At 55.5% G+C, this 24,664-nt stretch carries 38 protein-coding genes; 27 read left to right on the top strand and 11 right to left on the bottom strand.

From position 1 onward, the window contains the following. The first annotated feature begins 86 nt into the window (after positions 1-86). The 4 genes from PFER_RS03200 to PFER_RS03190 are packed head-to-tail and all read left to right on the top strand — an operon-like array spanning position 87 to position 1,912. Entirely contained in the window at positions 87-416 is a 330-nt protein-coding gene (locus tag PFER_RS03200) for a transcription factor S (RefSeq protein ID WP_048148707.1), read from the top strand. Next, positions 413-574 (top strand): hypothetical protein, encoded by a 162-nt coding sequence (locus PFER_RS12265; RefSeq protein WP_170218347.1) that lies wholly within the window; start codon positions 413-415, stop codon positions 572-574. Before PFER_RS03200 ends, PFER_RS12265 begins: the two co-directional genes overlap by 4 nt. 3 nt (positions 575-577) lie before the next feature. Continuing rightward, entirely contained in the window at positions 578-1,324 is a 747-nt protein-coding gene (locus PFER_RS03195; RefSeq protein WP_048148705.1) for a DNA polymerase sliding clamp, read from the top strand. Between the two features lie 21 nt (positions 1,325-1,345). Beyond that, positions 1,346-1,912: a DNA replication complex subunit Gins51 gene (locus PFER_RS03190; protein ID WP_342666374.1), complete on the top strand. Its 567-nt coding sequence runs from the start codon at positions 1,346-1,348 to the stop codon at positions 1,910-1,912. A 24-nt stretch (positions 1,913-1,936) separates the two neighbouring features. Here the strand turns inward: PFER_RS03190 and PFER_RS12105 are convergent, their stop codons facing one another. From PFER_RS12105 to PFER_RS03160, 7 genes are all read right to left on the bottom strand, one after another. Further along, complete coding sequence (locus PFER_RS12105) at positions 1,937-2,077, bottom strand: hypothetical protein (RefSeq protein WP_157255033.1); 141 nt, start codon at positions 2,075-2,077, stop codon at positions 1,937-1,939. Between the two features lie 33 nt (positions 2,078-2,110). Beyond that, a complete protein-coding gene (locus tag PFER_RS03185; protein ID WP_048148701.1) occupies positions 2,111-3,868 on the bottom strand; it encodes an ABC transporter ATP-binding protein in 1,758 nt (585 codons plus the stop codon). Then, positions 3,858-5,597 (bottom strand): ABC transporter ATP-binding protein, encoded by a 1,740-nt coding sequence (locus PFER_RS03180; protein ID WP_048148698.1) that lies wholly within the window; start codon positions 5,595-5,597, stop codon positions 3,858-3,860. The genes PFER_RS03185 and PFER_RS03180 overlap by 11 nt, the downstream gene beginning before the upstream one ends. Positions 5,598-5,773: 176 nt before the next feature. Next, positions 5,774-6,340, bottom strand: a complete 567-nt coding sequence (locus PFER_RS03175; protein WP_048148696.1) for a nicotinamide-nucleotide adenylyltransferase — start codon at positions 6,338-6,340, stop codon at positions 5,774-5,776. Further along, positions 6,333-6,800 carry a type II toxin-antitoxin system VapC family toxin gene (locus PFER_RS03170; protein WP_048148693.1) on the bottom strand — a complete coding sequence of 156 codons (468 nt, stop codon included), beginning with the start codon at positions 6,798-6,800 and terminating at the stop codon, positions 6,333-6,335. Before PFER_RS03170 ends, PFER_RS03175 begins: the two co-directional genes overlap by 8 nt. Beyond that, complete coding sequence (locus tag PFER_RS03165) at positions 6,781-6,981, bottom strand: hypothetical protein (protein WP_048148691.1); 201 nt, start codon at positions 6,979-6,981, stop codon at positions 6,781-6,783. The genes PFER_RS03170 and PFER_RS03165 overlap by 20 nt, the downstream gene beginning before the upstream one ends. Positions 6,982-7,039: 58 nt before the next feature. Beyond that, the gene (locus tag PFER_RS03160) at positions 7,040-7,810 is read right to left on the bottom strand and encodes an SAM hydrolase/SAM-dependent halogenase family protein (protein ID WP_048148689.1); all 771 of its coding nucleotides are present in this window, start codon (positions 7,808-7,810) and stop codon (positions 7,040-7,042) included. A gap of 46 nt (positions 7,811-7,856) precedes the next feature. Here PFER_RS03160 and PFER_RS03155 point away from each other — a divergent pair, with 46 nt between their 5' ends. The 20 genes from PFER_RS03155 (at position 7,857) to PFER_RS03060 (ending at position 20,089) form a co-directional block, all read left to right on the top strand. Further along, entirely contained in the window at positions 7,857-9,473 is a 1,617-nt protein-coding gene (locus PFER_RS03155; protein WP_048148686.1) for a COG1470 family protein, read from the top strand. Continuing rightward, the gene (locus PFER_RS03150; RefSeq protein WP_048148683.1) at positions 9,470-9,997 is read left to right on the top strand and encodes a tRNA (cytidine(56)-2'-O)-methyltransferase; all 528 of its coding nucleotides are present in this window, start codon (positions 9,470-9,472) and stop codon (positions 9,995-9,997) included. The genes PFER_RS03155 and PFER_RS03150 overlap by 4 nt, the downstream gene beginning before the upstream one ends. 9 nt (positions 9,998-10,006) lie before the next feature. Further along, positions 10,007-10,570 carry an archaetidylinositol phosphate synthase gene (pgsA, locus tag PFER_RS03145; RefSeq protein WP_048148680.1) on the top strand — a complete coding sequence of 188 codons (564 nt, stop codon included), beginning with the start codon at positions 10,007-10,009 and terminating at the stop codon, positions 10,568-10,570. 31 nt (positions 10,571-10,601) lie between these two features. Next, positions 10,602-10,847: a hypothetical protein gene (locus PFER_RS03140; RefSeq protein WP_048148679.1), complete on the top strand. Its 246-nt coding sequence runs from the start codon at positions 10,602-10,604 to the stop codon at positions 10,845-10,847. Further along, complete coding sequence (locus PFER_RS03135) at positions 10,844-11,428, top strand: lysine exporter LysO family protein (protein WP_048148677.1); 585 nt, start codon at positions 10,844-10,846, stop codon at positions 11,426-11,428. The genes PFER_RS03140 and PFER_RS03135 overlap by 4 nt, the downstream gene beginning before the upstream one ends. Before the next feature lie 124 nt (positions 11,429-11,552). Then, a complete protein-coding gene (locus PFER_RS03130; protein WP_048148676.1) occupies positions 11,553-11,843 on the top strand; it encodes a 50S ribosomal protein L44e in 291 nt (96 codons plus the stop codon). Positions 11,844-11,846: 3 nt separating this feature from the next. Beyond that, positions 11,847-12,044, top strand: a complete 198-nt coding sequence (locus PFER_RS03125; protein ID WP_048148672.1) for a 30S ribosomal protein S27e — start codon at positions 11,847-11,849, stop codon at positions 12,042-12,044. A gap of 97 nt (positions 12,045-12,141) precedes the next feature. Further along, positions 12,142-12,969, top strand: coding sequence for a translation initiation factor IF-2 subunit alpha (locus PFER_RS03120; RefSeq protein WP_048148670.1), 828 nt, complete (start codon positions 12,142-12,144; stop codon positions 12,967-12,969). Next, positions 12,966-13,145, top strand: coding sequence for an RNA-protein complex protein Nop10 (locus PFER_RS03115; RefSeq protein ID WP_048148668.1), 180 nt, complete (start codon positions 12,966-12,968; stop codon positions 13,143-13,145). The genes PFER_RS03120 and PFER_RS03115 overlap by 4 nt, the downstream gene beginning before the upstream one ends. Further along, a complete protein-coding gene (locus tag PFER_RS03110; RefSeq protein WP_048148667.1) occupies positions 13,142-13,930 on the top strand; it encodes a proteasome assembly chaperone family protein in 789 nt (262 codons plus the stop codon). The genes PFER_RS03115 and PFER_RS03110 overlap by 4 nt, the downstream gene beginning before the upstream one ends. Positions 13,931-13,968: 38 nt before the next feature. Beyond that, positions 13,969-15,231 carry a TIGR00375 family protein gene (locus tag PFER_RS03105; RefSeq protein WP_048148664.1) on the top strand — a complete coding sequence of 421 codons (1,263 nt, stop codon included), beginning with the start codon at positions 13,969-13,971 and terminating at the stop codon, positions 15,229-15,231. Positions 15,232-15,265: 34 nt separating this feature from the next. Further along, entirely contained in the window at positions 15,266-15,520 is a 255-nt protein-coding gene (locus tag PFER_RS03100) for an AbrB/MazE/SpoVT family DNA-binding domain-containing protein (RefSeq protein ID WP_048148662.1), read from the top strand. Then, positions 15,504-15,914 carry a putative toxin-antitoxin system toxin component, PIN family gene (locus tag PFER_RS03095; protein ID WP_170218348.1) on the top strand — a complete coding sequence of 137 codons (411 nt, stop codon included), beginning with the start codon at positions 15,504-15,506 and terminating at the stop codon, positions 15,912-15,914. Before PFER_RS03100 ends, PFER_RS03095 begins: the two co-directional genes overlap by 17 nt. After that, positions 15,911-16,837, top strand: coding sequence for a thiamine-phosphate kinase (locus PFER_RS03090; protein ID WP_048148660.1), 927 nt, complete (start codon positions 15,911-15,913; stop codon positions 16,835-16,837). Before PFER_RS03095 ends, PFER_RS03090 begins: the two co-directional genes overlap by 4 nt. 57 nt (positions 16,838-16,894) lie before the next feature. After that, a complete protein-coding gene (locus PFER_RS03085) occupies positions 16,895-17,275 on the top strand; it encodes an ArsR/SmtB family transcription factor (protein WP_048148658.1) in 381 nt (126 codons plus the stop codon). Between the two features lie 4 nt (positions 17,276-17,279). Beyond that, positions 17,280-17,570 (top strand): MazG nucleotide pyrophosphohydrolase domain-containing protein, encoded by a 291-nt coding sequence (locus PFER_RS03080; RefSeq protein WP_048148656.1) that lies wholly within the window; start codon positions 17,280-17,282, stop codon positions 17,568-17,570. Positions 17,571-17,782: 212 nt separating this feature from the next. After that, the gene (locus PFER_RS03075) at positions 17,783-18,232 is read left to right on the top strand and encodes an Lrp/AsnC family transcriptional regulator (protein WP_048148654.1); all 450 of its coding nucleotides are present in this window, start codon (positions 17,783-17,785) and stop codon (positions 18,230-18,232) included. A gap of 107 nt (positions 18,233-18,339) precedes the next feature. Beyond that, a complete protein-coding gene (locus PFER_RS03070; protein WP_048148651.1) occupies positions 18,340-19,056 on the top strand; it encodes a DUF92 domain-containing protein in 717 nt (238 codons plus the stop codon). A gap of 42 nt (positions 19,057-19,098) precedes the next feature. Beyond that, a complete protein-coding gene (locus PFER_RS03065) occupies positions 19,099-19,626 on the top strand; it encodes an ASCH domain-containing protein (protein WP_048148649.1) in 528 nt (175 codons plus the stop codon). Between the two features lie 91 nt (positions 19,627-19,717). After that, complete coding sequence (locus tag PFER_RS03060; RefSeq protein ID WP_157255031.1) at positions 19,718-20,089, top strand: hypothetical protein; 372 nt, start codon at positions 19,718-19,720, stop codon at positions 20,087-20,089. Between the two features lie 44 nt (positions 20,090-20,133). Here PFER_RS03060 and PFER_RS03055 read toward each other — a convergent pair whose 3' ends face one another. Genes PFER_RS03055 through PFER_RS03045 form a run of 3 tightly spaced genes read right to left on the bottom strand, consistent with a single transcriptional unit; the run spans position 20,134 to position 21,669 of the window. Further along, positions 20,134-20,418 carry a DUF167 domain-containing protein gene (locus PFER_RS03055; protein ID WP_048148647.1) on the bottom strand — a complete coding sequence of 95 codons (285 nt, stop codon included), beginning with the start codon at positions 20,416-20,418 and terminating at the stop codon, positions 20,134-20,136. A gap of 1 nt (position 20,419) precedes the next feature. Continuing rightward, the gene (locus tag PFER_RS03050; protein WP_048148645.1) at positions 20,420-20,923 is read right to left on the bottom strand and encodes a DUF402 domain-containing protein; all 504 of its coding nucleotides are present in this window, start codon (positions 20,921-20,923) and stop codon (positions 20,420-20,422) included. 8 nt (positions 20,924-20,931) lie between these two features. Then, a complete protein-coding gene (locus tag PFER_RS03045) occupies positions 20,932-21,669 on the bottom strand; it encodes a sulfite exporter TauE/SafE family protein (protein ID WP_084593896.1) in 738 nt (245 codons plus the stop codon). A gap of 80 nt (positions 21,670-21,749) precedes the next feature. On the opposite strand from PFER_RS03045, the gene PFER_RS03040 reads away from it, so the two are divergent. Further along, positions 21,750-22,052 (top strand): nucleotidyltransferase family protein, encoded by a 303-nt coding sequence (locus PFER_RS03040; RefSeq protein ID WP_245612417.1) that lies wholly within the window; start codon positions 21,750-21,752, stop codon positions 22,050-22,052. Further along, positions 22,045-22,389: a HepT-like ribonuclease domain-containing protein gene (locus tag PFER_RS03035; RefSeq protein ID WP_048148642.1), complete on the top strand. Its 345-nt coding sequence runs from the start codon at positions 22,045-22,047 to the stop codon at positions 22,387-22,389. The genes PFER_RS03040 and PFER_RS03035 overlap by 8 nt, the downstream gene beginning before the upstream one ends. On the opposite strand, the gene glyS is transcribed toward PFER_RS03035, so the two are convergent. Further along, positions 22,386-24,056, bottom strand: a complete 1,671-nt coding sequence (gene glyS, locus PFER_RS03030) for a glycine--tRNA ligase (protein ID WP_048149089.1) — start codon at positions 24,054-24,056, stop codon at positions 22,386-22,388. The two genes, PFER_RS03035 and glyS, sit on opposite strands and share 4 nt — an antisense overlap. A gap of 176 nt (positions 24,057-24,232) precedes the next feature. Here glyS and PFER_RS03025 point away from each other — a divergent pair. Further along, on the top strand, positions 24,233-24,664 hold a 432-nt coding region (locus tag PFER_RS03025; protein ID WP_048148639.1), incomplete at its 3' end, for a CoA-binding protein.

The raw sequence follows: 24,664 nt of genomic DNA, 5'->3' as shown, positions 1-24,664 counted from the left end.
TTTACCCCTTTCTTTTGGGGGCTTGGCAAAACTTTTTATTCACTTCCGACATAGGTGGCCACCAGCTGGAGAAGAGGTGAGAGAACATGAGGTTCTGCCCCAAGTGTGGAAGTGTCATGATTCCCGACAGGAAGAGGGGAGTGCTCGTGTGCAGGCGCTGCGGTTACGAGGAACCCATTGACCCCGAGAAGGCCGAGGCGTACAAGGTCAAGAAGACGGTTGAGCACAAGCCCGACGAGGGCGTTATCGTGGTCGAGGAGGACGTCAGAACACTTCCCATAGCCAAGGTCAAGTGCCCCAAGTGCGGCAACGAGGAGGCCTACTGGTGGGAGCTCCAGACGAGGGCTGGTGATGAGCCTTCGACCATATTCTACAAGTGCACCAAGTGCGGCCACACGTGGAGGAGCTACGAATGAGGGACGAAGTCCTGAAGCGCCTCGCGGAGAAGGCTCTGAAGGAGCTTGAGGAGGCCTACCTCAGGACACCCGACACCAACAACGGAAAGGCTTATTTGTGGAGAGGGAAAGAAAGAATTAAATTGATGCTTAGAATAATAGAGGGGATGGAGGGATAAGGTATGTTCGAGATAGTTTTCGATGGTGCAAAGGATTTTGCGGATCTGATAGCCACTGCCAGCAACCTCATCGACGAGGCGGCCTTTAAGGTCACCGAGAACGGAATAAGCATGCGCGCCATGGACCCGAGCAGGGTCGTGCTCATAGACCTCGACCTCCCCGAGAACATCTTCTCGAAGTACTCCGTTGACGGGGAGGAGACCGTTGGCGTTAACATAGACCACTTCAAGAAGGTTCTCAAGAGAGCCTCCGGCAAGGACACCCTCGTGCTCCGCAAGGGAAAGGAGAACTACCTCGAGATAGTCCTCCAGGGCACCGCCACCAGGAAGTTCAAGCTTCCTCTCATTGACGTTGAGGAGCTTGAGCTCGACCTTCCGGAGCTTCCCTTCACGGCCAAGGCCGTTATCCTTGGCGAGGTCATAAAGGAGGCTGTCAAGGACGCTTCCCTCGTCAGCGACAGCATAAAGCTCATCGCGAAGGAAAACGAGCTCGTCTTCAAGGCTGAGGGGGAAACCCAGGAGGTTGAGATTAAGCTCACCCTCGAGGACGAGGGCCTCCTCGACATAGAGGTTGAGGAAGAAACCAGGAGTGCCTACGGCATAAGCTACCTCGCCGACATGGTTAAGGGCATTGGAAAGGCTGATGAGGTCATCCTCCGCTTCGGCACGGAGATGCCCCTCCAGATGGACTACCCCGTAAGGGACGAGGGAAGACTGACCTTCCTCCTCGCTCCTCGCGTGGAGGAGTGACCCCCTAATCTTTTTTGGGTGATGGGCTTGGACATAATCCAGCTGAGGGAGCTGTTGGAGAGAGAACTGGGGAGCACTGAGCTTGAGCCCCTGGACGAGGGCTTCTACCGTGAGTTTGAGGCCCTCGAAAAAGCCCTGAAGTTCAAGGCAGAGGGGGCAGGTGAGAGGGGCGAGGACGTTGAGGAGAGACTCGCCCTGGCCGAGCTTAAGATAGCCGAGAAGCTCGTGAGGGAGATAATACGCACCCGCCTTCACAAAATCGTTGACCTCGCGGTTAGGGGCGTTCCGGCGCCCATGACGCCCGAGGAGAGAAGGGTCTTCTCGCTTCTTGTGGCCTTCATCAACAGGGAGGAACTCCCCTCAGGGGTTCCAGAGGAGGTTCACGTTGAGGAGACCATGGAGGAGAGCGTGGAAGTTAAGAGAACCATCAGGGAGGCCTACATAATAGAGGCCGACATTCCCAGGATCTTCGATGAGGAACTAAACGAGCACGGCCCCTTCAGGGAGGGGGACATGGTAGTTCTCCCGCGTTCCCTTGCATCGGTCCTCGAGGAAAGGGGAGTCGCGAGAAGAGTGCGTATAGAGTGAAGTGCCGGAGAATGTGAAAAAAGCTCAATCCTCCCAGTCTTCTTCCCACTCATCCTCCCACTCGTCTTCCCAGTCGTCCTCAAATTCCTCCTCTTCCCACTCCTCCTCGTCCTCGAAGAGCTCGTCCTCTATCTCCTCAACCTTCTTTTTCTTGGGAGGCTGCATGGAACCACCTCAACATGGGTTACCTCTCCGGATTTATAAATTTGTTTGGGTGGCAAGCGCCTCTCCCATCTGCGATGTGTAGAGCCTGTAGAAGTGGCCCCTCCTCGCGAGCAGCTCCTCCGGAGAGCCTTCCTCCACTATTCTTCCATCCTCAACCACGACGACCTTGTCGGCGAAGCGCGTTATCCCGAGGCGATGGGCGATTATGATGCTCGTCCTGCCCTCCATCAGCCTGAGCATAGCATCCTGCACCAACCTTTCGGTCTTCGGGTCAACGCTTGAGAGCGCCTCATCGAGGATTACTATGTCGGGATCCTTTAAAAGCGCCCTCGCGAGGGAAATGAGCTGCCTTTCCCCAACGGAGAGGAGCTTTCCGGCCTCTCCCGCGGAGGTGTTGTAGCCCTGCGGGAGCCTCTCTATGAACCCGTGGACGCCGAGCTGTCTGCATACCCTTACCACGTCCTCCTCCCTCGCCCCGGGGTTCGCCATGAGGATGTTCTCCATTATGGTGCCCGGGAAGAGGTAGGTCTCCTGCGGGACGTAGCCGATTCTCTTCCTCACGCCCCTTCTGCTAATCTCCCTCCCGTCGAGGCCATCGTAGAGTATCCTGCCGCTCGTCGGGTCGTAGAAGCGCATTATCAAGCTGGCTATCGTGGTCTTCCCGGCCCCCGTCTTTCCAACAACGGCCACCTTCGTGGCGGGAGGAATGTGGAGGTTTATCCCCTTGAGAACGGGGATGCCCTCCTCATACTCGAACCAGACGTTCTCCAACGTGAGCTCGCCCTTCAACCTCTCGACGTCCTTTCCCGAGTAGTCCTCCACGTTCCCGTCATCCAGAACCTCGTATATCCTCTCCAGAGCGGCCAAAGCCGACTGGAGGCTGTCGTACATGCTCACGACGTTGTTTATGGGCCCGCGGAAGCGCTGGGCGTACTGGATGAAGGCAACTACGACGCCAACGCTAACCGCGCCCCGGTAGGCAAGGTAGCCACCGTAGGCCATGACGACTATCACAGAGAGCAGGCTGGTTATGTTCATGAGCGGCCAGAAGAGGCCCATGTACACTGCCACCCTGAGGTAGGCCTTTATCGTCTCCCTTGACACCTTTGAGAACTCCCGTTCCGCTTCACCCTCCCTGCCGAAGGCCCTTATGGTCTCCACACCGGCGACGCTCTCCTCCACGACGCTCGAAATCCTCGCTATCTTCTGCCTCGTCTCCCTGTAGGCCCTCCTCATCTTCCCCCCGAAGTAATAAGCTACAAGGACCATCAGCGGAACGCTCGTGAGGGTCACGAGGGTTAGCTTAACGTCGAGGAGGAACATGGCGATGATTATGCCCGTGAGGCTGAGCAGACTTCCAAGGCCCCCCAGGAGGCCCGAAACTAGGATGTCGTTCACTATTCCCGTGTCGTTCACTATCCTCGACACGAGGTCCCCGGTTGATTTGTCCTTGAAGAAGTTCAGACTCGAGCGAAGAACCTTCTCGTGGAGCCTCGCCCTCAAATCGCGGAGCACCTTCTGGCCGAAGACCTCGATGTAGAAGGTTTGAAGCGTCGCGAAGAACCACTGGGCCACGAGAGAGGCAAGGTAGAGCAGGCCTATGACCCAGAAGCGGGAATAATTGCCGGCCAGGATGTAGCGGTCAATCGCTATACTCAGGATGTAGGGTGGCGCTAGGGTAGCCAGGGCGGAGCCCACTATGCTCACAACTACTATCGCGAGGGTTTTCCTGTGGGAGAGGGCCTCGCCTATGAACCTCCTGAGGAGCGAGAGGGACGACTTACCTTCCATTCCACCCACCCCTGCCGAGCATCTCGCTGAAGAGCCCGCCTTTCCCTGCCAGCGCCTCCGGCTTTCCGTCCTCCACAACCCTTCCATCGACCATCACGATAACCCTATCAACGAGCCTCGCCATCGAGAGCCTCTGGGAGACGATTATTGCGGTCTTGCCCTCAAGGATGTCCCTAAGGTCTTCGACCAGGCTCTCCTCGGTCTTTGCGTCGAGGTTTGAGACAGGATCATCAAGGAGGATTATCTTCGGCTCTAGGAGGAGGGCCCTCGCCAGAGCTATCCTCTGCCTCTGGCCTCCGGAGAGGGTTACGCCCTTCTCACCGACAACCGTATCGTAACCCTCTGGAAGCGAGGAGATGAAGTCGTGGATTTTCGCTATTTTGGCCGCTCTGATAATCTCCTCAAGGCTCGCGTCGGGGTTTGCCAGCGCTATGTTCTCCCTCAGGCTCCTGTTGAAGATGAAGGGCTCCTGCGGGACGTAGGCGACGGTTTTTCTGAGGCTGGAGGTCTTTATTTTGCCCACGTCCACGCCGTCAATCAGCACTTTCCCCTTTTCGGGTTCGTAAAAGCGCGCTATGAGCTTCAGCAGGGTGCTCTTCCCGGAACCGGGCGGACCGGTTATTAGGACTCTCTCACCCGGCCGGATTTTAAGGTTAAGCCCCTTGAGGACCGTCTTCCCGGTGTGGTAGGTTAGGTAAACGTCCCTGAACTCTATTTCCCCGCGCGGATTGGTGAGCTCTACAGCGTCAGGCGGGTCGATGTGTTCCGGGGCCGAATCAATCACCTCGAAGAGCCTTGATGCTGCCGCTAAGCTCCTCTGGATGTCGCCTATCGTGAAGCCCAAAGCCCTAAGGGGCCACGTCATGGTGAGCATGTAGGTCAGAAAGGCTGTAAGCTCTCCGACGGTCAGGTTTTGAGCCATTATCGCCCTCCCGCCGTAGTAGAGCATGGCGCTCATAGCTATTCCCATGATCAGGAAGGGCGCGTTTCCGTAGAGGGCCGTTATCTTGGTGGCCTCGACGTTGAGGGAGTAGAGTTCCTCGTTCTCTCTCTGGAACTTCCCCTGGATTTCTTCCTCCACGGAGAGGGCCTTTATCGTCTTAACTCCCGCTATGCTGCCCGTTGAAACCGAGGCTATGACTCCGGTCTGGTGTCTCACCCTGTCGTAGATGGGCCTCACTTTCCTCGCGTAGGTGGTGTTTAAAGCGACCACGAGGGCTATCGTGACGAGGGCGACAGCCGTAAGGGCCCGGTTCATGCGTGCCATGTAGTAGAGCGAGACTATGATGAGGAAGACGGAGTAGACGAACATCCTCACTCGGAACGATAAAAAGCGCGTTATCCTCTCCGTGTCGTTGGTTATCCTGCTTATTAGCTGGCCCGAGTAGGTCCTGTCGAAGAACTCCATTCTGTGCCGCTGAATTGCCTTAAAAGCGTCCATACGGAGGTGGTAGACTGCGTGCTGGGCCGCCCTTACGAGGAGATAACGCCCGCTGAAGCTGAATGCCCCGTTGAGAACCGCAACGAGGAGGACGAGAAGGGCGTAGCGGATAGCGATGCGGTACTCTCCGGTGGTTATTCCCCCGTCTATCGCCTCCCTTATGAGGACGGGGATTACGCCGTTGGTGTAGGACATCAGGAGGACCAAGAATAGGCCCGCAATGAAGTGGGGTCTGTGCTCCCTTAGATAGCCCAACAGCCTTTTGAGTTGCCGCAGCGAGTCGCCCATGGTGGAAACGTTGTGCCCGCCATTATAAATATCTGCCGGTTAAGACGTCCATCTGATGGGAGCCTCAACAAGCTCCCGGCTTAAAATAGGGCCGCTTCAACGAAGTCCTTTTCTCTCCACGGCCCGATAAATTTTTTGAGGGCAACCCCCGAGGTTCCATCCCCTCACCTCATCCCTCAGAACTCAGGAATCCTTATAGGTGCCTGGAGCTCCTTCTCGTTCTTTTCGAGGTTCGTCGCGAGCATCCTTATTCTCTCACAGCCCTTGATTTCCCTGATGAACCCGGCGACGCTTTTAGGGACAAGCTCTTCCCAGGGCTCCCCCTCAATCATCCGCCTCCTTATCTCCGTGGCAGAGAGAATGTCCTTCCTGAACATCGGCTGGACGATGACCTCGTAGCCCTTCTCGCGGAAGAGCTGGGCAACGAGGGAGTTACCCGTGAAGACGACGTCAAACCTTGGTACCATGCTCACCACGTAGGTCGCCCATATGGCGTTGAAGTTTATGTCTGGCAGGGGAATCAGGTAGTAGCGCTTGTCCGCGAGGTGGGTCTCGTTCAACGCCCTTATGAGCATCTCCATCCTCTCGCTCGTCGTGAAGGGGTTCTTCAAGGTGTGGCTTGCCTGAGCACTCCCGATGCCGATTATCACCTCATCAACCTGGGAAAAAACAAATTCAAGCGCCTTCAGGTGTCCGTTGTGCACGGGCTGGAAGCGGCCCACGAAGAGACCACGCTTAACCATTGCTTTCACCTCCACGGTTGCCTACACTACAGACGCAGTCAATTCCCTCTGAGGTTGATGCCCTCTCAAAATCCGAGTCCATAGAGACAAGTGAGAGCTCATAAAACTTGGCGGTTGCTAAGATTATTGCATCGTTCGGAAGGAGGGCATATTTCTTAAGGAATCCAAAGGCCATATCGCTGATCTCTTCGGTAATCGGCAGTTCCACGAAGTTGTCTCTTAGGAAGAGGTAGAGCTTCTCAATTTTACCTTTGTGTACCTTTATTTCCCTCACGTTATTTCTGAGTGTTAAGTAGCTCTTTCCGGTTATTTGTTTAAGGAACACAAAGAGGACTTCGCTGAAGATCACGGGGTTTATGAACTTCGGATCGTTTTCTATGGACTCCAGCAGTTCCTTCGCATGGGGATTCCCTCTGAGGGCCTCTAGGATGACCGAAGAATCAACCAAATACCTCTTCATAGAACTCCATCCTCAGTTCTTTTGCCGATTTTTTGGAGGGCATCATTCCGAATACGTCATCGACTTTTACCCTCGGCTTTTTCTTGGCCTTCCAGAGAGCCTCAAGAATCGCCGACAGCTCCCTTTCGAAAATTTCTTCCATCCCGTCTGGAACTACTACCCTAACTTCTATCTCTCCCATTTTCCCACCACTTCCATATCGTCTTCAGAGCTGATAACGTTTTCTTCTCCAGAAGTTATCAGATAAGCCTCACCCTCACCTCGTCCCCAACATTGAGGCCGAGCCTCCCGGCGGCAGAACCCTGGTTCACGGCTATCTCAAGGTAGCCGTGGCTTCCGGGCAGGGCGAGGAGCTCTCCCCTATTGACCATCCCGTAGGTCTCAAGGTAGGGGATTTTTAGGTTAAAGTCGGGGAGCTCAACCTCACTCGGCCTTCCGTAGTCCTCAAGGTTCAGTATGACGTTTCCGAAGTCGTCCACGTAGATGACCTTGAGAATCCAGGTATCGCCCTCCTTCCTTGGCTCGACGTCTAGTTTGATGAGGCTCTCCAGCGGAATCTCGGTTGCAAACTCCTCCGGCGAGATTTCCCTGTCAATCAGCGCCCCCGCGGGCCCGAAGACGTCCCTGCCGTGGAAGGTCGAGCTCACCTCCCAGCCGGTGAAGCGTTTCAGTTTTTCAACGTCGATCTCCCACGCCCTTTTTGGCTTGATATGCTTGAGCGGGAGCGTAGCCAATCCGTTGTCCGGAACGACGAGCCACTGATTCCCCTCGATTACCACCGCTCTCCTTGAGGTTCCCACGCCCGGGTCTATAACGCCGACGTGAACGGCTCCTTCCGGGGAATACTTAACAACCTGCTCCATGACGAAGGAGCCCTCGATGATTGAGTGGCGCGTTATTCCATGAGTCACATCAATGATGGTAGCTTTTGGGTTCACTCTGAGCATGGCCACCTTCATCTCGCCGACGTATGGACCTCTCAGGCCAAAGTCGGTCGTCAGCGTTATCATCGCACCACCTAAAAGATTATTAATCTCCCATGTTATAGGCTTTTAGGTGAAGGGATTGCGCAGAATCCTCCTCCCCCTCATCATACTCGTCCTCGCTTTGGGCTGTCTCTACAAGGCCCCTTATTCTATAAAAGCATCGGTGGAGGGAAGCGCGGTTTCCCCGGGGGAGGTGTTCTACATAATCGTGGATTTCAACAACACGGGCAAAGTGGCCTTCGTGGGCATGGAGGATTTAAGCCAGATTCCCGATGGCTTTATGGTTCTCCAGGAACCCCAGTTCCCCAAACTCCTCAAAGTCGGGGAGAGCGTACAGCTCGTCTGGATGATAAAGGCCCCTACTGCACCGGGAGCTTACCCCATAAAGCTGCGCCTCAACTTCGTGGACGAGCTCAACAGGAAGTGGTTTGAGTACCATGAGTTCCTGATAACAGTTGTGGCATCGAATCCTCCACCTCCCTCTCCCGAACCAAAAGAGGGACACCTAACGGTTAAGCTGGCCTCGCCGAGGGAAGTCCTCGGGGGGGAGGAGTTCGAGGTTGAGGTAAGCCTCTCCAACGAGGGGGAGGGAGACGTTAGGGTTGAGGGCGTGGGTCTTCACCTTCCGGGAGGGCTTAAGGTTGTCAGTTCCCCTGTGTTCCCGCTCGAACTCGAGCCCCACGAGGATAAAAGAGTCGTCTACGCCGTCAGGGCCCCCTACTCAACCCTCGAGGGTTACATGACGCTGGTGGTGTCCTACGACGAGGGGGGCGGTATGGAGAAAAAGCCCCTGAGCGCTCCCATAAGGGTCGTGTGGCAGCCCTGGAAAAACGAAGGCGCCCTTGAAGAGGCGTACGGTGATAACTACCGCTGGATAGCCAACCCCTACGTTGTGGATGGCTACTGGGCGCGCAAATACAACGCAGACATTGTGGGGGACGTGGAGAGCCTCAGGAACGTTGCGCTCCCCATAGTGGAGAACGCCTCCTCTGAGGTGGAAGCGGGAGAAAGGCTCTACGGGTGGATAAAGGAGAACTACGTCCTCGGAGACAACACCACGGCGGTTGACCCGGTGAAGGTGCTCCCCCAGAGGAAGATAAGCTACGCGGAGGCGGATATCCTATTTGTGGGGCTGATGAAGGCAGTGAACGTTCCCGCGAGGCTCGTGACGCTTTACGATGGGAAGGACTGCACCGCCCGACCTGTGGCGGAGTTCTACGCCGGGGGCAAATGGTACGTTGTGAACTTCGAGAGGGACTTCTTTGGGGAGCTGGGGGACTATATGGCAAGCCCGTACTTCCCGCGCCTCTACCAGCTCCTCGGGGAGGGGTACATGGCCGTCTCCTTCAATCCCATAACACTGGCCGGCCACGAGCACGTTGATGTGAGTGCCCACCTCCTGGAGGGTGTTGAGGATGCAATCTTCAAAAAGGTCGGGGAGAGGCTGACCCCAAACAGCAGGCTCCAGTTTGAGAAGGTCATCAACTCGCTGGATGACAATGACAAGCTTTTTGCCCTCTTTCTCTTCGCCTCCGCCCCCCGGGAAGAGCTTAACTACGTCCTGAGCCATTATCCCACCGGCGACATTGTGAAGGGGGTGGAGGTAATCCACGAGTTTTATAAGGGTAAACCCTACCCAGAGGACTTCGGGAAATACTGGAACGTTCTAAAGGAGGGACTTGGATGATAGCGGTTTTGAGACTCGGCCACAGGCCGGAGAGGGACAAGAGGATAACGACCCACGTGGCTCTGACGGCGAGGGCCTTTGGGGCGGAGAGGATAATAATTGCCGCGGAGGAGGATGAGCACGTTAAGGCGAGCGTTGAGGACGTTGTCGAGAGGTGGGGAGGCCCCTTCTCCATAGAGTTCGACCCCAACTGGCGCAGAATCCTGAGGGAGTGGCGGGGGAAGATAGTCCACCTCACGATGTATGGGAGGCACATAGACGACGCCCTGCCCGAAATAAGGGGAGACCTCGAGGCGGGTGAGGACATCCTCGTCGTCGTCGGTGCCGAGAAGGTTCCGAGGGAGGTTTACGAGGTGGCCCACTACAACGTTGGCGTTGGGAACCAGCCCCACAGCGAGGTGGCCGCGCTGGCCGTCTTCCTTGATAGACTACTCGATGGTGAGGGCCTCAAGAGGGAGTTCGAGAACGCGAAGGTTAAGATAGTCCCTCAGGAGAGGGGCAAGAAGGTAATAACGCTCGAATGAGGTGGTTGGATGTTAAATAAGTACCGCTCGAACGTTAAGGGCATCCTCGAGGCCATCGTGAGGCCGCTGGCCAGGGCGGGCGTTACGCCCAACACGGTGACGGTTTTGGGGCTTGCCATAAGCCTCCTCGGGGCCTACCTCTTCTACAGGGGAGAGCAGTTCTGGGCAGCAATCGTCCTCCTAGTGGGTTCCCTCATCGATGCACTCGACGGAACTCTCGCGAGGATGACGGAGAAGACGAGCGCCTTCGGTGCATTCCTCGACTCCACCTTCGACAGGGTGAGCGATGGGGCGGTGCTCTTCGGCATAGCCCTCGGCAACCTCGTGGATTGGAGGTGGGCGTTTCTGACGTTCATGGGGGCCTATCTGGTTAGCTACGAGCGCTGCAGGGCGGAGCTTGCCGGGGCGGGGAGCCTTGCCGTTGGCATCGCCGAGAGGGCCGAGAGGCTCCTCATACTGATACTCGGGGCTTTGTTTGGACGCGTTGAGGTGGCGGTCTACGTGGTTGGGGTGCTCGCATGGATAACCGCCTTCCAGAGGATGTGGGTGGCTAGAGAGCGGTTGAACCGTTAAGTTTATTATCTTAGCATTCCCCTTATTCTTCATGAACATTTTTATACCCCTGGTCCTCGGCCTCCTAATCGGCAGACTCTTCCGCGACAGGCTTAAGGGGAGCGTTGATACCCCGATGAGCGTTACCTTACTCCTCCTCATCTTCTTCATGGGGGTTGAGGCGGGAAAAACCGACATAAACGCCCTGAGCGTGCTCCTCCTCTCGGTCCTCTTCGCCCTCCTGACGATAGCGGGAAGCCTGGGCTTTGCTATCCTTATTGGGGGTGGGAGGGAGTGAGGTTCCTCTACCTCGTGGTTCTCTCGCTCCTCCTCGGGCTTGCGGTCGGCCACTGGACTTCAATTGAGGCCGGCCTTCCCGCGGAGCTTACCCTCTACCTTCTTATCTTCATCATAGGCCTTGACGTGGGCAGGAACAGGGCGATAGCTGGAGAGCTGAGGGAACTCGGCCCCCTCGGCGTTAAGCTCCCGCTCGCGACCATCCTCGGCTCCCTGAGCGGGGGAGCGGTGGCAGCCCTAATAGGGGGCGTGCCCTTGAAGTGGGGCCTCGCAATATCTGCCGGTTTTGGGTGGTACTCCCTCACGGGCCCCCTCCTGGCCCAGTATTCTCCACTCTACGGTGTGCTGGGCTTCACGGCTAACCTCACGAGGGAGATATTCACAATACTGATTTACCCGCTCGTCATAAAGCATCTCCCAAAGGAGCTGGCCGTCAGCATGGGCGGCGCCACCACCATGGACTCCACGCTCCCCGTAATGGTCAAGTTCGGGGGAAGCGACGTTACTCTTGTCGCGTTCGTTCACGGCTTCATCCTGACGTCTCTGGCGCCCGTGCTGATACCCCTGATCCTCGGACTTTAGGCTTTTCGCTCCACGCCAAAAACGTTTTAAAGCCTCTCCCTTTAGGGTGTCATGAACTGTCATGGGTTCATGGCTCGGGGGTGTCCGTGAGGAACCCACCGGGCTGCCCGCTGGAGGTGAAAGCATGAAGTTCCCAAAGAAGATAAGGACCTACTGCCCGTACTGTAAGAAACACACGGTTCACAAGGTCGAGAAGGTCAAGAAGAGGCAGAGGAGCGAGCTCAAGCAGGGTCAGAGGCGTTTCAGGAGAATCACCAAGGGTTACCGCGGTTTCCCGAGGCCGAACCCGGCCGGAAGGGAAAAGCCCGTCAGGAAGCTCGACCTTCGCTACCGCTGCACCGTCTGCGGTAAGGCGCACATAAAGGGAGAGGGCTTCAGGGTTAAGAAGTTTGAGATGGTTGACGTGGAGGTGTGAAGAATGGAGCTTCCAAAGGGACTCATCCCCATGCCCAGCTCAAGGTTCATCAAGGTCAAGTGCATTGACTGCGGAAACGAGCAGATAGTGTTCAACAAGCCCGCCACCAAGGTTAGGTGCAACGTTTGCGGTGCCACGCTCGTTGAGCCGACCGGCGGTAAGGGCATAATAAAGGCCAAAATCGTCGAGGTTCTCGAGTGAACCTCACTTCCCTTTTCCTTCCGGCTCTTCTTCCTTCCGATTAACTTTTAAAGTCCCGTGTCGTGATACATTCAGGACGAAAAGGAGGAGATGATAAATGCCGAGGAAGAGCAAACCCTATCCCGAGGAGGGAGAGTTTGTTGTCGCGACCGTTAAGAACATCCATCACTATGGAGCGTTTCTCAGCCTTGATGAGTATCCCGGAAAGGACGGCTTCATGCACATAAGCGAGGTGGCCCCCACCTGGGTGAGGAACATAAGGGACTACCTCAAGGAGGGTCAGAAGGTCGTTGCCAAGGTCATAAGGGTTGACCTCAGCAAGGGACACATAGACCTCAGCCTCAAGCGTGTTAACCAACAGCAGAGGAAGGCCAAGCTCCAGGAGTACAAGCGCGCCCAGAAGGCGGAGAAACTCCTTGAGATGGTGGCCCAGAAGATAGGGAAGAGCTTCAACGAGGCCTGGAACGCCGTTTGGGTTCCCCTGGAGGAGGAGTACGGGGAGGTCTACGCGGCCTTTGAGGACGCCGCCCAGAACGGAAAAGGGGTTCTTGAGGGTCTCATCCCGGAGGAGTGGATTGACCCCCTCTACGAGGTCATCTCGGCCTACGTTGAGATACCCACGGTTACTATAGATGCCGAGTTCGAGATAACGGTTCCCACACCCAACGGCGTGGAGGTCATAAAGGAGGCGCTCATAAAGGCCCGCGACAGGGCGAACAAGGAGGAAGAGGTCGAGGTCAAGTTCTCCTACCAGGGAGCGCCGCGCTACAGAATAGACGTGACCGCGCCCGACTATTACAAGGCGGAGGAGGTTCTTGAGAGCATCGCCGAGGAGATACTCCGCGTCATCAAGAAAGCCGGAGGAGAGGCCAGCCTCATAAGGAAGGAGAAGAAGATAAAGAAGATAAAGAGGAGAGGCGAATGAGGTGGCGCATAAGGAAGTGCCCTGAATGCGGGCGCTACACCCTCAAAGAGGTCTGTCCGGTGTGCGGGGCCGAGACGAAGGTGGCCCATCCGCCCAAGTTCTCGCCGGAGGACCCCTACGGGGAATACAGAAGGAGGCTTAAGAAGGAAATCCTTGGAATTGGGGTGAAAAAATGAGGGAAACCATGATAGTGGTTCACGAGAGGCCCAGGCTCAACGACCCCATATTCATAGAGGGGTTACCGGGCATAGGCCTTGTTGGAAAGCTCGCCGCGGAGCACTTGATACAGGAGCTCAACGCGAAGAAGTTCGCCGACCTCTACTCCCCCCACTTCATGCACCAGGTTCTCGTGAGAAAGGACTCCACCGTGGAGCTCATGAGAAACGAGTTCTACTACTGGAAGAACGAGAACGGAAGGGACCTCATAATCATAACGGGCGACACCCAGGTGCCCCCGACGGACAGCTACGGCCACTTTGAGGTCGTGGGAAAGATGCTCGACTTCGTTGCGGAGTTCGGCGCGAAGGAGATCATCACAATGGGCGGTTTCCAGGTGCCGGAACTTCAGGGGGAGCCCAAGGTCCTCGTCTCCTTCACCGACCTTGAGACGAAGGAGGAGTACAAGCCCATTCTCGAAGGACTTCCCGTCCTCTTCAGGGAGGACGAGGGAGGGGCGATAGTTGGAGCGGCAGGTTTGCTCCTCGGCATAGGGAAGCTGAGGGGAATGAGGGGCGCGTGCTTCCTCGGGGAAAGCCTTGGATACATAGTTGACGCCAAGGCCGCCAAGGCGGTTCTTCAGGTTGTGGCTAAGGTTCTTGGAATCGAGGTGGACATGAGCGCCCTCGACGAGCGCGCCAAGGAGACCGAGGAAATCCTGCGGAAGGTTCAGGAGATGCAGAGGGCCATGCTTGAGCAGGAGATGCCCCAGCAGGGCGAAGAGGAAGACAGGGGCTATTTGTGAGCCCTACCAACTTTTTTACTCCTGGAGCCGTGGGGGCAGTGCAGGTTGATGCCGACCTTCACATACACTCCCGCCACTCGAAGGCCGTCTCAAAGGCCATGACGATTCCCAATTTAGCGGAGAACGCGCGCTTCAAGGGACTGGGGATAGTGGGGACCGGCGACATACTCAACCCCAAATGGGAGGAAGAACTGCTCAGATACGCCAAAAAAGTCGACGAAGGAACCTACGAGAGAGATGGGATAAGGTTTCTCCTCACGACGGAGGTCGAGGACAACCGGAGGGTTCATCACGTTCTCATCTTTCCGAGCATCGAGGCCGTCCGCGAGATGAGGGAGAGGTTGAAGCCGTATTCTACAGATATTGAAACCGAGGGAAGGCCCCACCTCACCCTTTCGGCGGCTGAAATCGCCGATTTGGCCAACGATCTCGATGTTCTAGTCGGCCCGGCCCACGCCTTCACCCCCTGGACGAGCCTCTACAAGGAGTACGACTCGCTGAAGGAGGCCTACGATGGAGCAAAAATCCAGTTCCTTGAGCTTGGTCTCTCGGCTGATTCAGAGATGGCGGATAGAATCAGGGCCCACCACAAGCTCCCCTATTTAAGCAACAGCGATGCCCACTCCCCAATGCCCCACCGCCTTGGAAGGGAGTTCAACCGCTTTGAGGTCAAGGAGGCGACCTTCGAGGAGGTCAGGAAGGCCATCCTGAAGCGCGGCGGGAGGAGAATCGTCCTCAACGCCGGTTTAGATCCGAGGCTCGGGAAGTACCACCTCACCGCTTGCTCCCGGTGCTACACGAAGTATTCGCTTGATGAGGCAAGGGCCTTCAAATGGAAGTGCCCGAGATGTGGGGGGAGGATAAAGAAGGGCGTAAGGGACAGAATCCTTGAGCTCGCCGACACGGAGGAGAGACCGAAGGACAGGCCGCCCTACCTACACCTCGCCCCGCTCGCGGAGATAATAGCGATGGTCATTGGGAAGGGAGTTGAAACCAAGTCCGTTAGAATAATCTGGGAGCGCTTTTTGAGGGAATTCGGGAGCGAGATTCGCGTTCTGGTTGATGCGCCCCTGGAGGCCCTGGCTGAGGTTCACGAGGATGTGGCAAAAGCGGTTTGGGCCTACAGGGAGGGCAAGCTCATCGTCATTCCCGGCGGAGGGGGCAAGTACGGCGAGATCAAGCTTCCGGAGGAGATAAGGAACGCGAGTATAGGGGAGCTTGAGTCCATCGAGGTGGATGTGAAGAGCGAGGAGTACAGACCGAGGCAGACGAGTTTGATGAGGTTCCTGCGAAAGGATTAAATAGAATCAGTAAGAATTTCTTACGGGTGAGAAAATGGAAGTGGTTCGGGTTTCCTCAAAGGGACAGGTTGTGATCCCGAAGGAAGTGCGGGAGAGGCTGGGCATAAAGGAGGGCGAGTACCTTCTCCTGGTTCAGGAGGGGGACCTGATACTCATGAAGAAGCTTGATATCGACGTTGAGGAAATCCTGCGCGAGGGGGAGAGGCTCGCCAGGAAGCTCGGGATAACCAGGGGAGACGTCGAGAGGGCCATAAGGGAAGTGAGGTATGGGAATGAGGCTGCTCCTTGACACGAACGTCCTGATCTCTGCATACTTCTGGCACGGAAACGAGAGGAGGCTCCTCTGGGAGTGCATCCTTGGAAACCACGAGTGCTTCGTTTCCGATTACATCCTGGACGAGATGAGGACTGTCCTCGTCCGAAAGTTCAATCTCCCAGCGGAGAGCGTTGAGCGCTACGCTTCATTAATTCGGCGGTTCATGAAAGTGGTCAAAGCCGAGACAGGCCCTCACCTTTCCCGTGATCCAGAGGACAATCCCATACTCTGGGCCTGCGTTGCGGGAAGTGTAGATGCTCTGGTAACGGGGGATAAAGACCTGCTGTCCATGAGAGATGAGAACATGGAACTCTGCGTGAACGGGCACTGCTTTAAAGTACTCCGTGTTAAGGAGGTTCTAAAATGAGGGAATCAGAGATAATCGAGCTCTTCCTCAAGCACCTGAAAAAACAGGGAGACCTTCCCCTCGGAGACGACGCCGGGGCCTTGAGGCTCGGTGATGAGTGGTTGGTTGCCACGAACGACATGCTCGTTAGAAAGACGGACGTTCCCGATATAATGACGCCCGAGCAGGTTGGCTTCAAGGCCGTGACCATGAACGTGAGCGACGTTGCCGCGATGGGGGCCAGGCCCGTGGGTTTCCTCTTCTCCCTCGGCGTCCCCCGCGATATGGACAGGGGGTATCTGGAGGGGATTGCGAGGGGGATGGGGAGGGCGCTTGAATTCTATGGCCTTCCGGTTCTGAGCGCCGACACCAACGAGTCCGATGATCTGATAATAGACGGCGTCGCGATGGGGATAACGAAAAAACCCCTCACGCGCTCCGGGGCGAAGCCCGGCGATTTAGTTTGCGTTACCGGTGATCTAGGCCGGGCCCTCGCAGGTTTGCTCGTTTGGATGGAGGACGTTGACGTATCACCTACGACAAGGAGGGTGCTCTACGGGAAGCTCCTCGAGCCGAGGGCGAGGGTTCGTGAGGGTGCGAAACTGAGCGGGGTGGCCAACGCGGCCATAGACGTGAGCGACGGCCTCTCCAAGGAACTTCATCTCCTCGCGAGGATGAGCGAGGTGAGGATAGACGTTAACTCCGGGGCAATCCCCCTAATGGAGGAGACGATTGAGGTGGCGGAGTTGCTGGGTAGGAACCCCGTTGAGATAGCTTTGGCAAGCGGGGAGGAGTTTGAGCTGGTCTTCACAATTCCAGCCAGGAGGGCTGATGAGTTATCATTCGAGTTCTCCATCATAGGGAAAGTGAGCGAGGGGAAGGGCGTTTACATTGACGGTGAGCCCATGCCCGTACTGGGCTGGGAGCACATGAGCGGGAGGTAATTTTCACATGAAAATTCTTAAATAGCATGCCCTCTTTTATTTCTCTGGTGAATGAGAATGAAGGTCAGGGAGCTTATAGAGAACCTTACGGAGAAGCAGAAGAGGAGCGTGAACAGATGCCTGGAGCAGTGCCGCCTGCTTGACCCCGAGGAAGAGATTAAAGTGAAGGTTGACGACGATGTCCTTGAGTTTGTTAAACTCCTCTCGAACCCGATAAGGATGGGAATCCTGAACATGCTCATGGGGCGCTGGATGTGCGTGTGCCTCATAGCCAACGCCCTTGACCAGGATCAGACCCTCATAAGCCACCACCTGCGTTCCCTCAAGAAGCTCGGTCTCCTCCACGAGCGCAGGGAGGGTAAGTTACGTTTCTACAGGACGAACGAGGAAGTCCTGAAGGAATACATCGAAAAGCTCAAGGGGGAGTTCTTCGGGTGATAGAATGAGGGCCCAGCGCGAGGTGGATGAACTCATTCGAGAGCTCGGAGGCTACTGGGGCCCATTTGAGATGCTCGCGGCCCTGGTTGAGGAGGTGGGGGAGCTCGCGGACGCAATGCTCGCCGTTGAGGGTGTTAAAGGGAATCAGGAAAAGGCACGGCTGGAGGAGGAGATAGGGGACGTGCTTTTTGCACTGGCGTGCATCGCCAACCGCTATGGGGTGGACCTCGAGAAGAGCCTCCTTGGGAGCGTTGGGAAATACAGGGAGAGGGATTCCCCACGTGGCACACCATAGGATGGGGTTTTAGATTACTCTTCCCAGTTTTACGGTGTTATCACCTTAAAAATTTTGTTACAATATGTGCCGATAAAGTGCCCTAAAAGACCCTATTTTGAGCTATAAAAAGGACATATCGTGAGAAGTTAGGTGAACTTAATCCACCCACTTGGATATTTTCCGAAACATTTTTATATGTTTTCAGCCAGTAAAACAGAGAGGTGGTTCCAATGCGTGCTAAAATAGACAGGGCGGACATTGAGCTTATCAAGCTTCTCTCGAAGAACGCAAGGTACACATATAAAGAACTCGCCGAGATATTGAAGACCACGCGGCAGCGCATCTCCCGCAGGATGGACAAGCTCGAGAAAATGGGCGTCATAAAGAAGTACACCGTAATCCCGGACTTTGAGAAGCTTGGCTATGTGTACGTGATACTCGGTATAACGTTCAAACCGGGTACAGATGTTGAGAAAATCGTGGAGAGCATTAAAGAAGACGAGGACGTGAAGATAATAGAGCGCGCTATAGGTTCCCACAACCTGATCCTCCACATCGTGGCACCCAAGGACATGAAGTCAATAGAGCAGAAGATACACCAGATATCCTCGAAGATGGAAGGTATTGACAGCATGGACGTGACCTTCATAACGGACATAGTTAAGTTTGATATCCTCTGACATTTTCATCTTTTTCCGGGTGGGTAATTCCTTTCGGCGTGCGTCGAGGGAAAACGTAATAAAGCAACCGGGTTTATTCTCTCAAAAAGTTCAATAAGGGGACAGAAATGCTGGTACTGGACACTGCACTGCTCGCCGCTGCAGCGATTCTTGTGTACAAAAAGGGTGCGCTTGACCTAAAGGGTGTTGTGGCCGCCTTCTTCGTGGGTGTGATAACGCTCGAGCTTGGGGGTTGGATACCGTTTCTGGCGCTCTTTGTGTTCCTTCTCACAGGAACGCTCGCCACGAAGTTCAAATACCATGAGAAGGCCAGGCGCAAAATCGCGGAGGGAAAAAGGGGCGTTAGAAGCTGGGGGAACGTCCTCGGGAACGGCCTCGTGGCGGCCCTCCTCATAGTCCTCGAGTACGTAACTAAGAAGGATGTGGTGTGGGCGGCAACCTTCGCCTCCATAGCCACCGCCAACGCGGACACACTTGCGAGCGAGCTCGGTAAAGTTTACGGAAGGAACCCCCGCCTCATAACTAACCTCCACAGGCGCGTTGAGCCGGGAACCAACGGTGGGGTTACGCTCCAGGGAGAGCTCTTCGCCCTCATTGGAGCAGCCATAATAGCCCTTATCTCCATTCCCCTCTTCGAGAACAGGGCTGGGGCATTCCTCTCGGTGCTCATTGGGGGAGTACTGGGCTGCAATGCCGACAGCGTAATAGGGGCCACCCTTGAGGAGAGGGGATGGTTCAACAACGACATGACGAACTTCAGCGCCACGGCGGTGGGAGCCCTCATGGGAGCCCTGGCTTTCGGGGCACTCACAGGCAGCCTCTGACGTCAAAAGCCTTTTAAATCCCCCTCCCAATTCTCCTTCCGTATGGCCGTCCACGTGATAGCACTCCACCAGGTTTACGGAGAGCTGATATTCCGTGGCCTGAAGAGCCACGAAATAAGGAAGAGCCGCAAGTTCAGCGAGGGAGACACGGTTTTCCTATACATTGCCAGGGGGAGCCCCTACCTTCTGGAGATGACGCTTGAGAGGCTCGGCCTCGACAGGGACAGACTTTTGACGACTAGGGGAACTATAGCGGGCGGTTTTGAGGTGGGAGAGGTCGTTAAGGCAGATTTTGAGACCCTATGGGAGCTCACGAAGGACACTAGCGGGCTCACCCTCGTCCACGGCGAGGAGGGCAGGGAGTGGCTCAGGGAATACGTGGGGAACTATGGCTACGCCTTCACAATAGAGCGTCCCTTCCTTCTAAGAGAGCCCGTGTCTAGGGAGGAGCTGAGGGAGCGCTACGGGGTCAGGGTCGAGGGGATAATCCATATCTCAACCAGAACCCGGAAACCGTGGGTTCGTGAACTTCTGGAGGATTTGATGAGCAGAGAGGCCATCTTCATTTGAATGGAAAAACTCCAAACCGTGGCTTTTTTTACTCAATACCGGTAGCTATTCAGAGCAAACTTTAAAAGGAGCTGTGTACTAAGCTTATTCGGTGATACCAATGCGTATGGCACGGGTTTTAATTGCCGGGCTTGTAATGTTGCTCGTTGGTACGGGATGGGCTGCCGCCCTCCAGTACGGGGACTACGGAACCTACTACACGGCGGGCAAGGTGTGGTACTACCTCTACCTCAATCAGAACAGCACCTTCACGGAGCTCTACGAGAAGGCCCTCGACGCTGGCGTGGACAACGAAACGCTGGCCCTCGCCCTTGAGCTTCAGGCCAACTCGACGGAACTCTTCAACGAGGCAATCAGCGTCGGAACGCCTGACGAGGGCAGGATACCGATGCCCTGGAAGGTCAGGAAGGCCTACCTCATGATAAAGGAGGCCGTTGGAATCCTCGCTGAGGCCCTTGAGTGATTGAACCCCTCCCTTTTTCACTTTTGATAAGGCGGCGATAGGCCTCACAGCCCCAGCCTTTTCCTCACTTCCTCCGCGTCAAGCCCCCTTACCAGAAGGTCCTTCTCCCTGCTCGTTTCCCCCTTGACTATGCTGACCTCAGTCCCAAGGAGCTTTGAGAAGAACTTCACAACTTCCTTGTTCGCCCTGCCCTCAACGGGGGGAGCTTTCACCCTGACCTTCAGCCTTCCGCGCCACTCGTCCACCCCCTCAATCGCGTTCTTCTTCGCTTTGGGCTGGACATGAATGAGGAGAACGATTCCATCCTTGGTCTCCTTAATGAACTTCATCTCAACCCCTCCAGTCGTATTCCCAAACGATTTCTGGCGGGAAGTCCTTCCGTTTAAGCTTTTCGAGTACCTCCCTGGCCACGGAGTAAGCGAAGTCGAAGGTTTCCCTGTCTATCAGCCCGTAGTTGAGGGCCATCTCAAGCTCGTCCTCGTCCAGGAGGAAGGCCTCTCCGTTCGGGAAGACGAAGATGTCCAGGAACAGGTCTAGCATCTCCAGGCTGTCCCCATCGCGCTTCGTGTAGGCCAGAACGTCAATGTAGAGACCTTTAAAGTTCCCCTCTTCGTCGTACACCTTGAGGATGTCGTAGTTCTCTCCAATGAAAGCGAAGTAGAGCATGCCGTAGCCGTTCCTGATCACCTCGACCCCGTTCACCTTGAGCGGGGCGAGCATGCCGGAGAAGCGGGATTTCGCCACAACAACCTCTCCAAGATCCGCGATAACCTCGTCTTCCCTCTCAAGAACCCTGTTCGGAATGCGCCTATAAGTCAGGTGAATCTTCCTCATTTTCCCCCTCAAAGGAGTTCGCTCAGGAGCTTTAAGGCAGTTGCGGAGCCAAGGATTACGTAAACCCACCTGAGCTTTTCGCTTCCGAGTTTCAGGGCGACTCTGGCACCCAGCCACGCCCCCACGCATATTGGGACGAGTATGGGGAGGAGCAGTTCGCCGTTGATTTTTCTTCCCAGCCCGTAGACGAGGGCCGCAACCAGGTTGTTGGAGAATATTATGGCCTTGGCCGTTCCGTTGGCCTTCAGAATGTCCATGCCGAAGAAGCCCCGCAATGCGGCTATCACTATGAGCGTGGACGCTATGCCGAGGATTCCGATGTAGGCACCTATGACGAATCCCACACCCGAAACGCGCAGCCTGTTCGCACTCCAGCTTTTGGAGGGTGCCCTCTCCACTTCGCCTTTGAGTGAGAGGTAAATGCCGGCAAAAAGGAGGGGGAGCACCACAATTCCCGCTGCCCCCTCGGGGATGGAGGCAAAGAAGTAGCTGCCGGCAAGGGCGCCCGCGATGGAGAAGGTGACGAGGTACGGAGCGGCTTTCACATCGAGGGCATGCCCCCTGTAGTAGGTCACCGCCGAGACGAGGGTGAGCGCCGCTATGGCCACCTTTAACGTCCCCACGGCGCTCTGCACGGGGATTCCAAGGAAGGTCAGCAGGGAGAATATCACTATGCTCCCGCCGCTCATGAGGGAGCCTATGAAGCCGGCAGAGAGGGAGATGATGGCTAGCACTAGGGTTCTCATGTGCCTGACTTGGTGAAAGTCTTTAAATGGTTGTTGGGTGTTGGCAAAGCATTTTTATTATTTGAAGCCTTATACTTTAGATGATGAAGCGGAAATTAGAAGACATCAAGAGGACTTTGGAGGAACACAAACATGAGCTCCATTCGCGCTTTGGGGTTAGCACTATAGCTATATTCGGCTCCTACGCGCGGGGCGAGGAGGGCGAGCTCAGCGACCTTGACATCCTCGTTGAATTTGAGAGGCCGATAGGCTGGGAGATAGTGGACTTAAAGGACTACCTCGAGTCCCTGCTGGGAGTGGAGGTTGATCTCATAACAAAGAACGCCGCAATGAGCCGGAAGAAGTTCTGGGAGCATATAAAAGGGGAGTTGGTGTATGTCTAAGCGCGACCCATGTCTCTTCCTAACCGATATCCTGGAGGCCATCGAAAGAATTGAAGAATACATCGAGGGGTATGACTTTGAAACCTTCGTAAATGACAGAAAAACCGTTGACGCAGTTCTAAGAAACCTTGAAATAATCGGAGAAGCTGCGAAAAACGTGCCAGAGTATATCCGGGAGAAATATTTGTCCATTCCCTGGAGAAGGGTTGTGGGCCTGAGAAACGTCGTTGTTCATCACTATTTCGGCGTTGATCTCTCGATTGTATGGGTTATCGTTAGCTCCCAACTTGGAGAGCTAAAAGAAGAGGTGGAAAAGATAATCCAGGAGGAGTGCTAACCTCCAAAAATAAGCTCCCTCAGCTTCCCCGGGAGTTCTTCGATCTTCACTCTGACCTGCTCCCTCGTGTCACGGTCCCTTATGGTTACCGTGCCGTCCTCGGGCGTCTGGTTGTCCACGGTTACGCAGTAGGGCGTTCCTATCTCGTCGTAGCGCATGTACCTCCTTCCGACGGTGTCCTTCTCATCGTAGACGACTATGAAGCCCTCCTTCTGGAGCGTCCTGAAGACGTCGTAGGCAATGCTCTTGAGCGGCTCCTTGGCGACGAGCGGGAGCACCGCCACCTCGATGGGGGCCATGTCCTTCTTGATCTTCAGGTACGTCCTGTCCTCCTCGATGACGAGGCTGTTCTCGAGGAGCAGGTAGAAGGGCCTGTCTATACCAAAGCTCGGCTCAAGGACGTGCGGCACTATCTTCTCGCCGGTTATCTTCTCCTCGACCTCCCTGATTATGAAGTCGTCCTTTTCAAGCTCGTAGCCCTCGAGGGTGACCTTTCCCTCCTTTTCGAGAAGCGCACCCAGCTCGCGCTTCTTCTCCTCGTTGAAACCGGCTATGAGATCGTTTATCCTCTTCGCATCGCCTTTCAGCTTCGGTCCGACGCGCTTCATGTTGAGGCTCACTTTGAGGTGCCTCACAACCTTCGGCTCGTCGTAGTGGATGAGAACGGTTAAATCCTCGCCGCTCTTCTTTATGTGCCTGCTCAAATCGTAGTCGCCGCGGTAGGCTATTCCAACGCACTCCACCCAGCCGAAGCGCTCGCTTCTTATCTCCACGTCCCACGTGTCGCTCGAGTAGTGGGCCCTCTCCTCAGGCAGCTGCTGACGGAACCTTACGGCCTCCCACGGGATGCCCATGTCCAGAAGGGCCCTCTTCACCATGACCATGTAGTAGGCGAAGAAGGTGTTCATAACGTAGCCCTTCTTAACCGCCTCCTCCGCGGTGAGCTCGATTACGCCCAAATCCTTGAGCTGGTGCTCTATCGGGTAGAGCCTCAGCTTTTCGTCCTTAACCTCCTCAAAGTGCGGGTGTTCCGTCTCGTTGGGATTGAAGAATATCTCAGCCTCAGCCTGCGTGAACTCTCTGAGGCGTATCATCCCCTGTCTGGGGGAAATCTCGTTGCGGTAGGCTTTGCCAATCTGGAAGACCCCAAAGGGGAGCTGGTTTCTGGCGAAGTGGTTGAGGCGCTTGAAGTTTATGAAGAGGCCCTGGGCCGTCTCAGGCCTCAAATAGCCCTTCTTGTCCTTGTAGGGGCCGATAAACGTCTCAAACATCAGGTTGAAGTACCACACATCACCCAGCTCTCCGCCGCACTCCGGGCACTTTATGCCCTTCTCCCTTATGAGCTCCGTGAGGTGCTCGGCGCTCATGCCTTCGGTATCGATCCCAAGGGCCTCCTCAACGAGGTGGTCGGCCCTGAAGCGCGTCCCGCACTTCCGGCACTCCACGAGCGGATCCACGAACTTCTCGACGTGCCCGCTGGCTATGAACACCTCCTCGGGCGTTATGGTGGGCGTCTCAAGCTCGAAGAAGCCCTCCCTCTGGAATGCCTCCCTTATTTTCTGCTCTATTTTGCGCTTTATCGTGGCCCCGAGGGGACCGTAATCATAAAAGCCGGCGCTTCCACCGTAGATTTCAAAGCTGCCCCATGCAAAACCTCTCCTTCTCATCAGGTCCTGAAGGACTTCGTACTTGTCGGTCTGCTTCACCTCTCTCACCTTGGAGGGGCTACGAAAAGAAGCTAAAAACTTTTGTGGTGTGCTGGCCGTTTGAGACAAAAACATTTATAAATGTAAAGTGCATCGGATTGGATAAATTATCCATAACTGCCAGGTGGTGAGGTGTGATGAACTGGAAAACACTGGATGGTATGTTCTCTCCGGAGAGCGTCGCTGTCATAGGTGCCTCAAACGTGCCCGGGAAGGTAGGAAACGCCATAATGCGCTCGATAACCCTTCGCTTCGATGGGAAAGTTTACCCGGTTAACGTGAAGGGCGGTGAGATTGAGGTCAACGGAAAGAAGTTCCCCGTTTACAAGAGCCTCAAGGAGATACCTGATAAAATCGATGTCGCAGTCATAGTGGTTCCGGCCAGATTCGTTCCTGATGTGATTGACGAGTGCGGTGAGAAGGGAGTTAAGGCCGCCGTTGTTATTTCTGCCGGCTTTAAGGAGGCCGGAAGGGTTGAGCTCGAGGAAGAGCTCGTTAAGAGGGCTAAAAAGTGGGGTATAAGACTCGTCGGCCCGAACTGTCTCGGCGTTACGAACCTTGAGAACGGT

It is taken from the genome of Palaeococcus ferrophilus DSM 13482 (assembly GCF_000966265.1).
GTDB classification, from domain to species: Archaea; Methanobacteriota_B; Thermococci; order Thermococcales; family Thermococcaceae; genus Palaeococcus; species Palaeococcus ferrophilus.
Note: the sequence above shows the minus strand (reverse complement) of the source record. Positions and strands in the feature narration are given on the sequence as shown.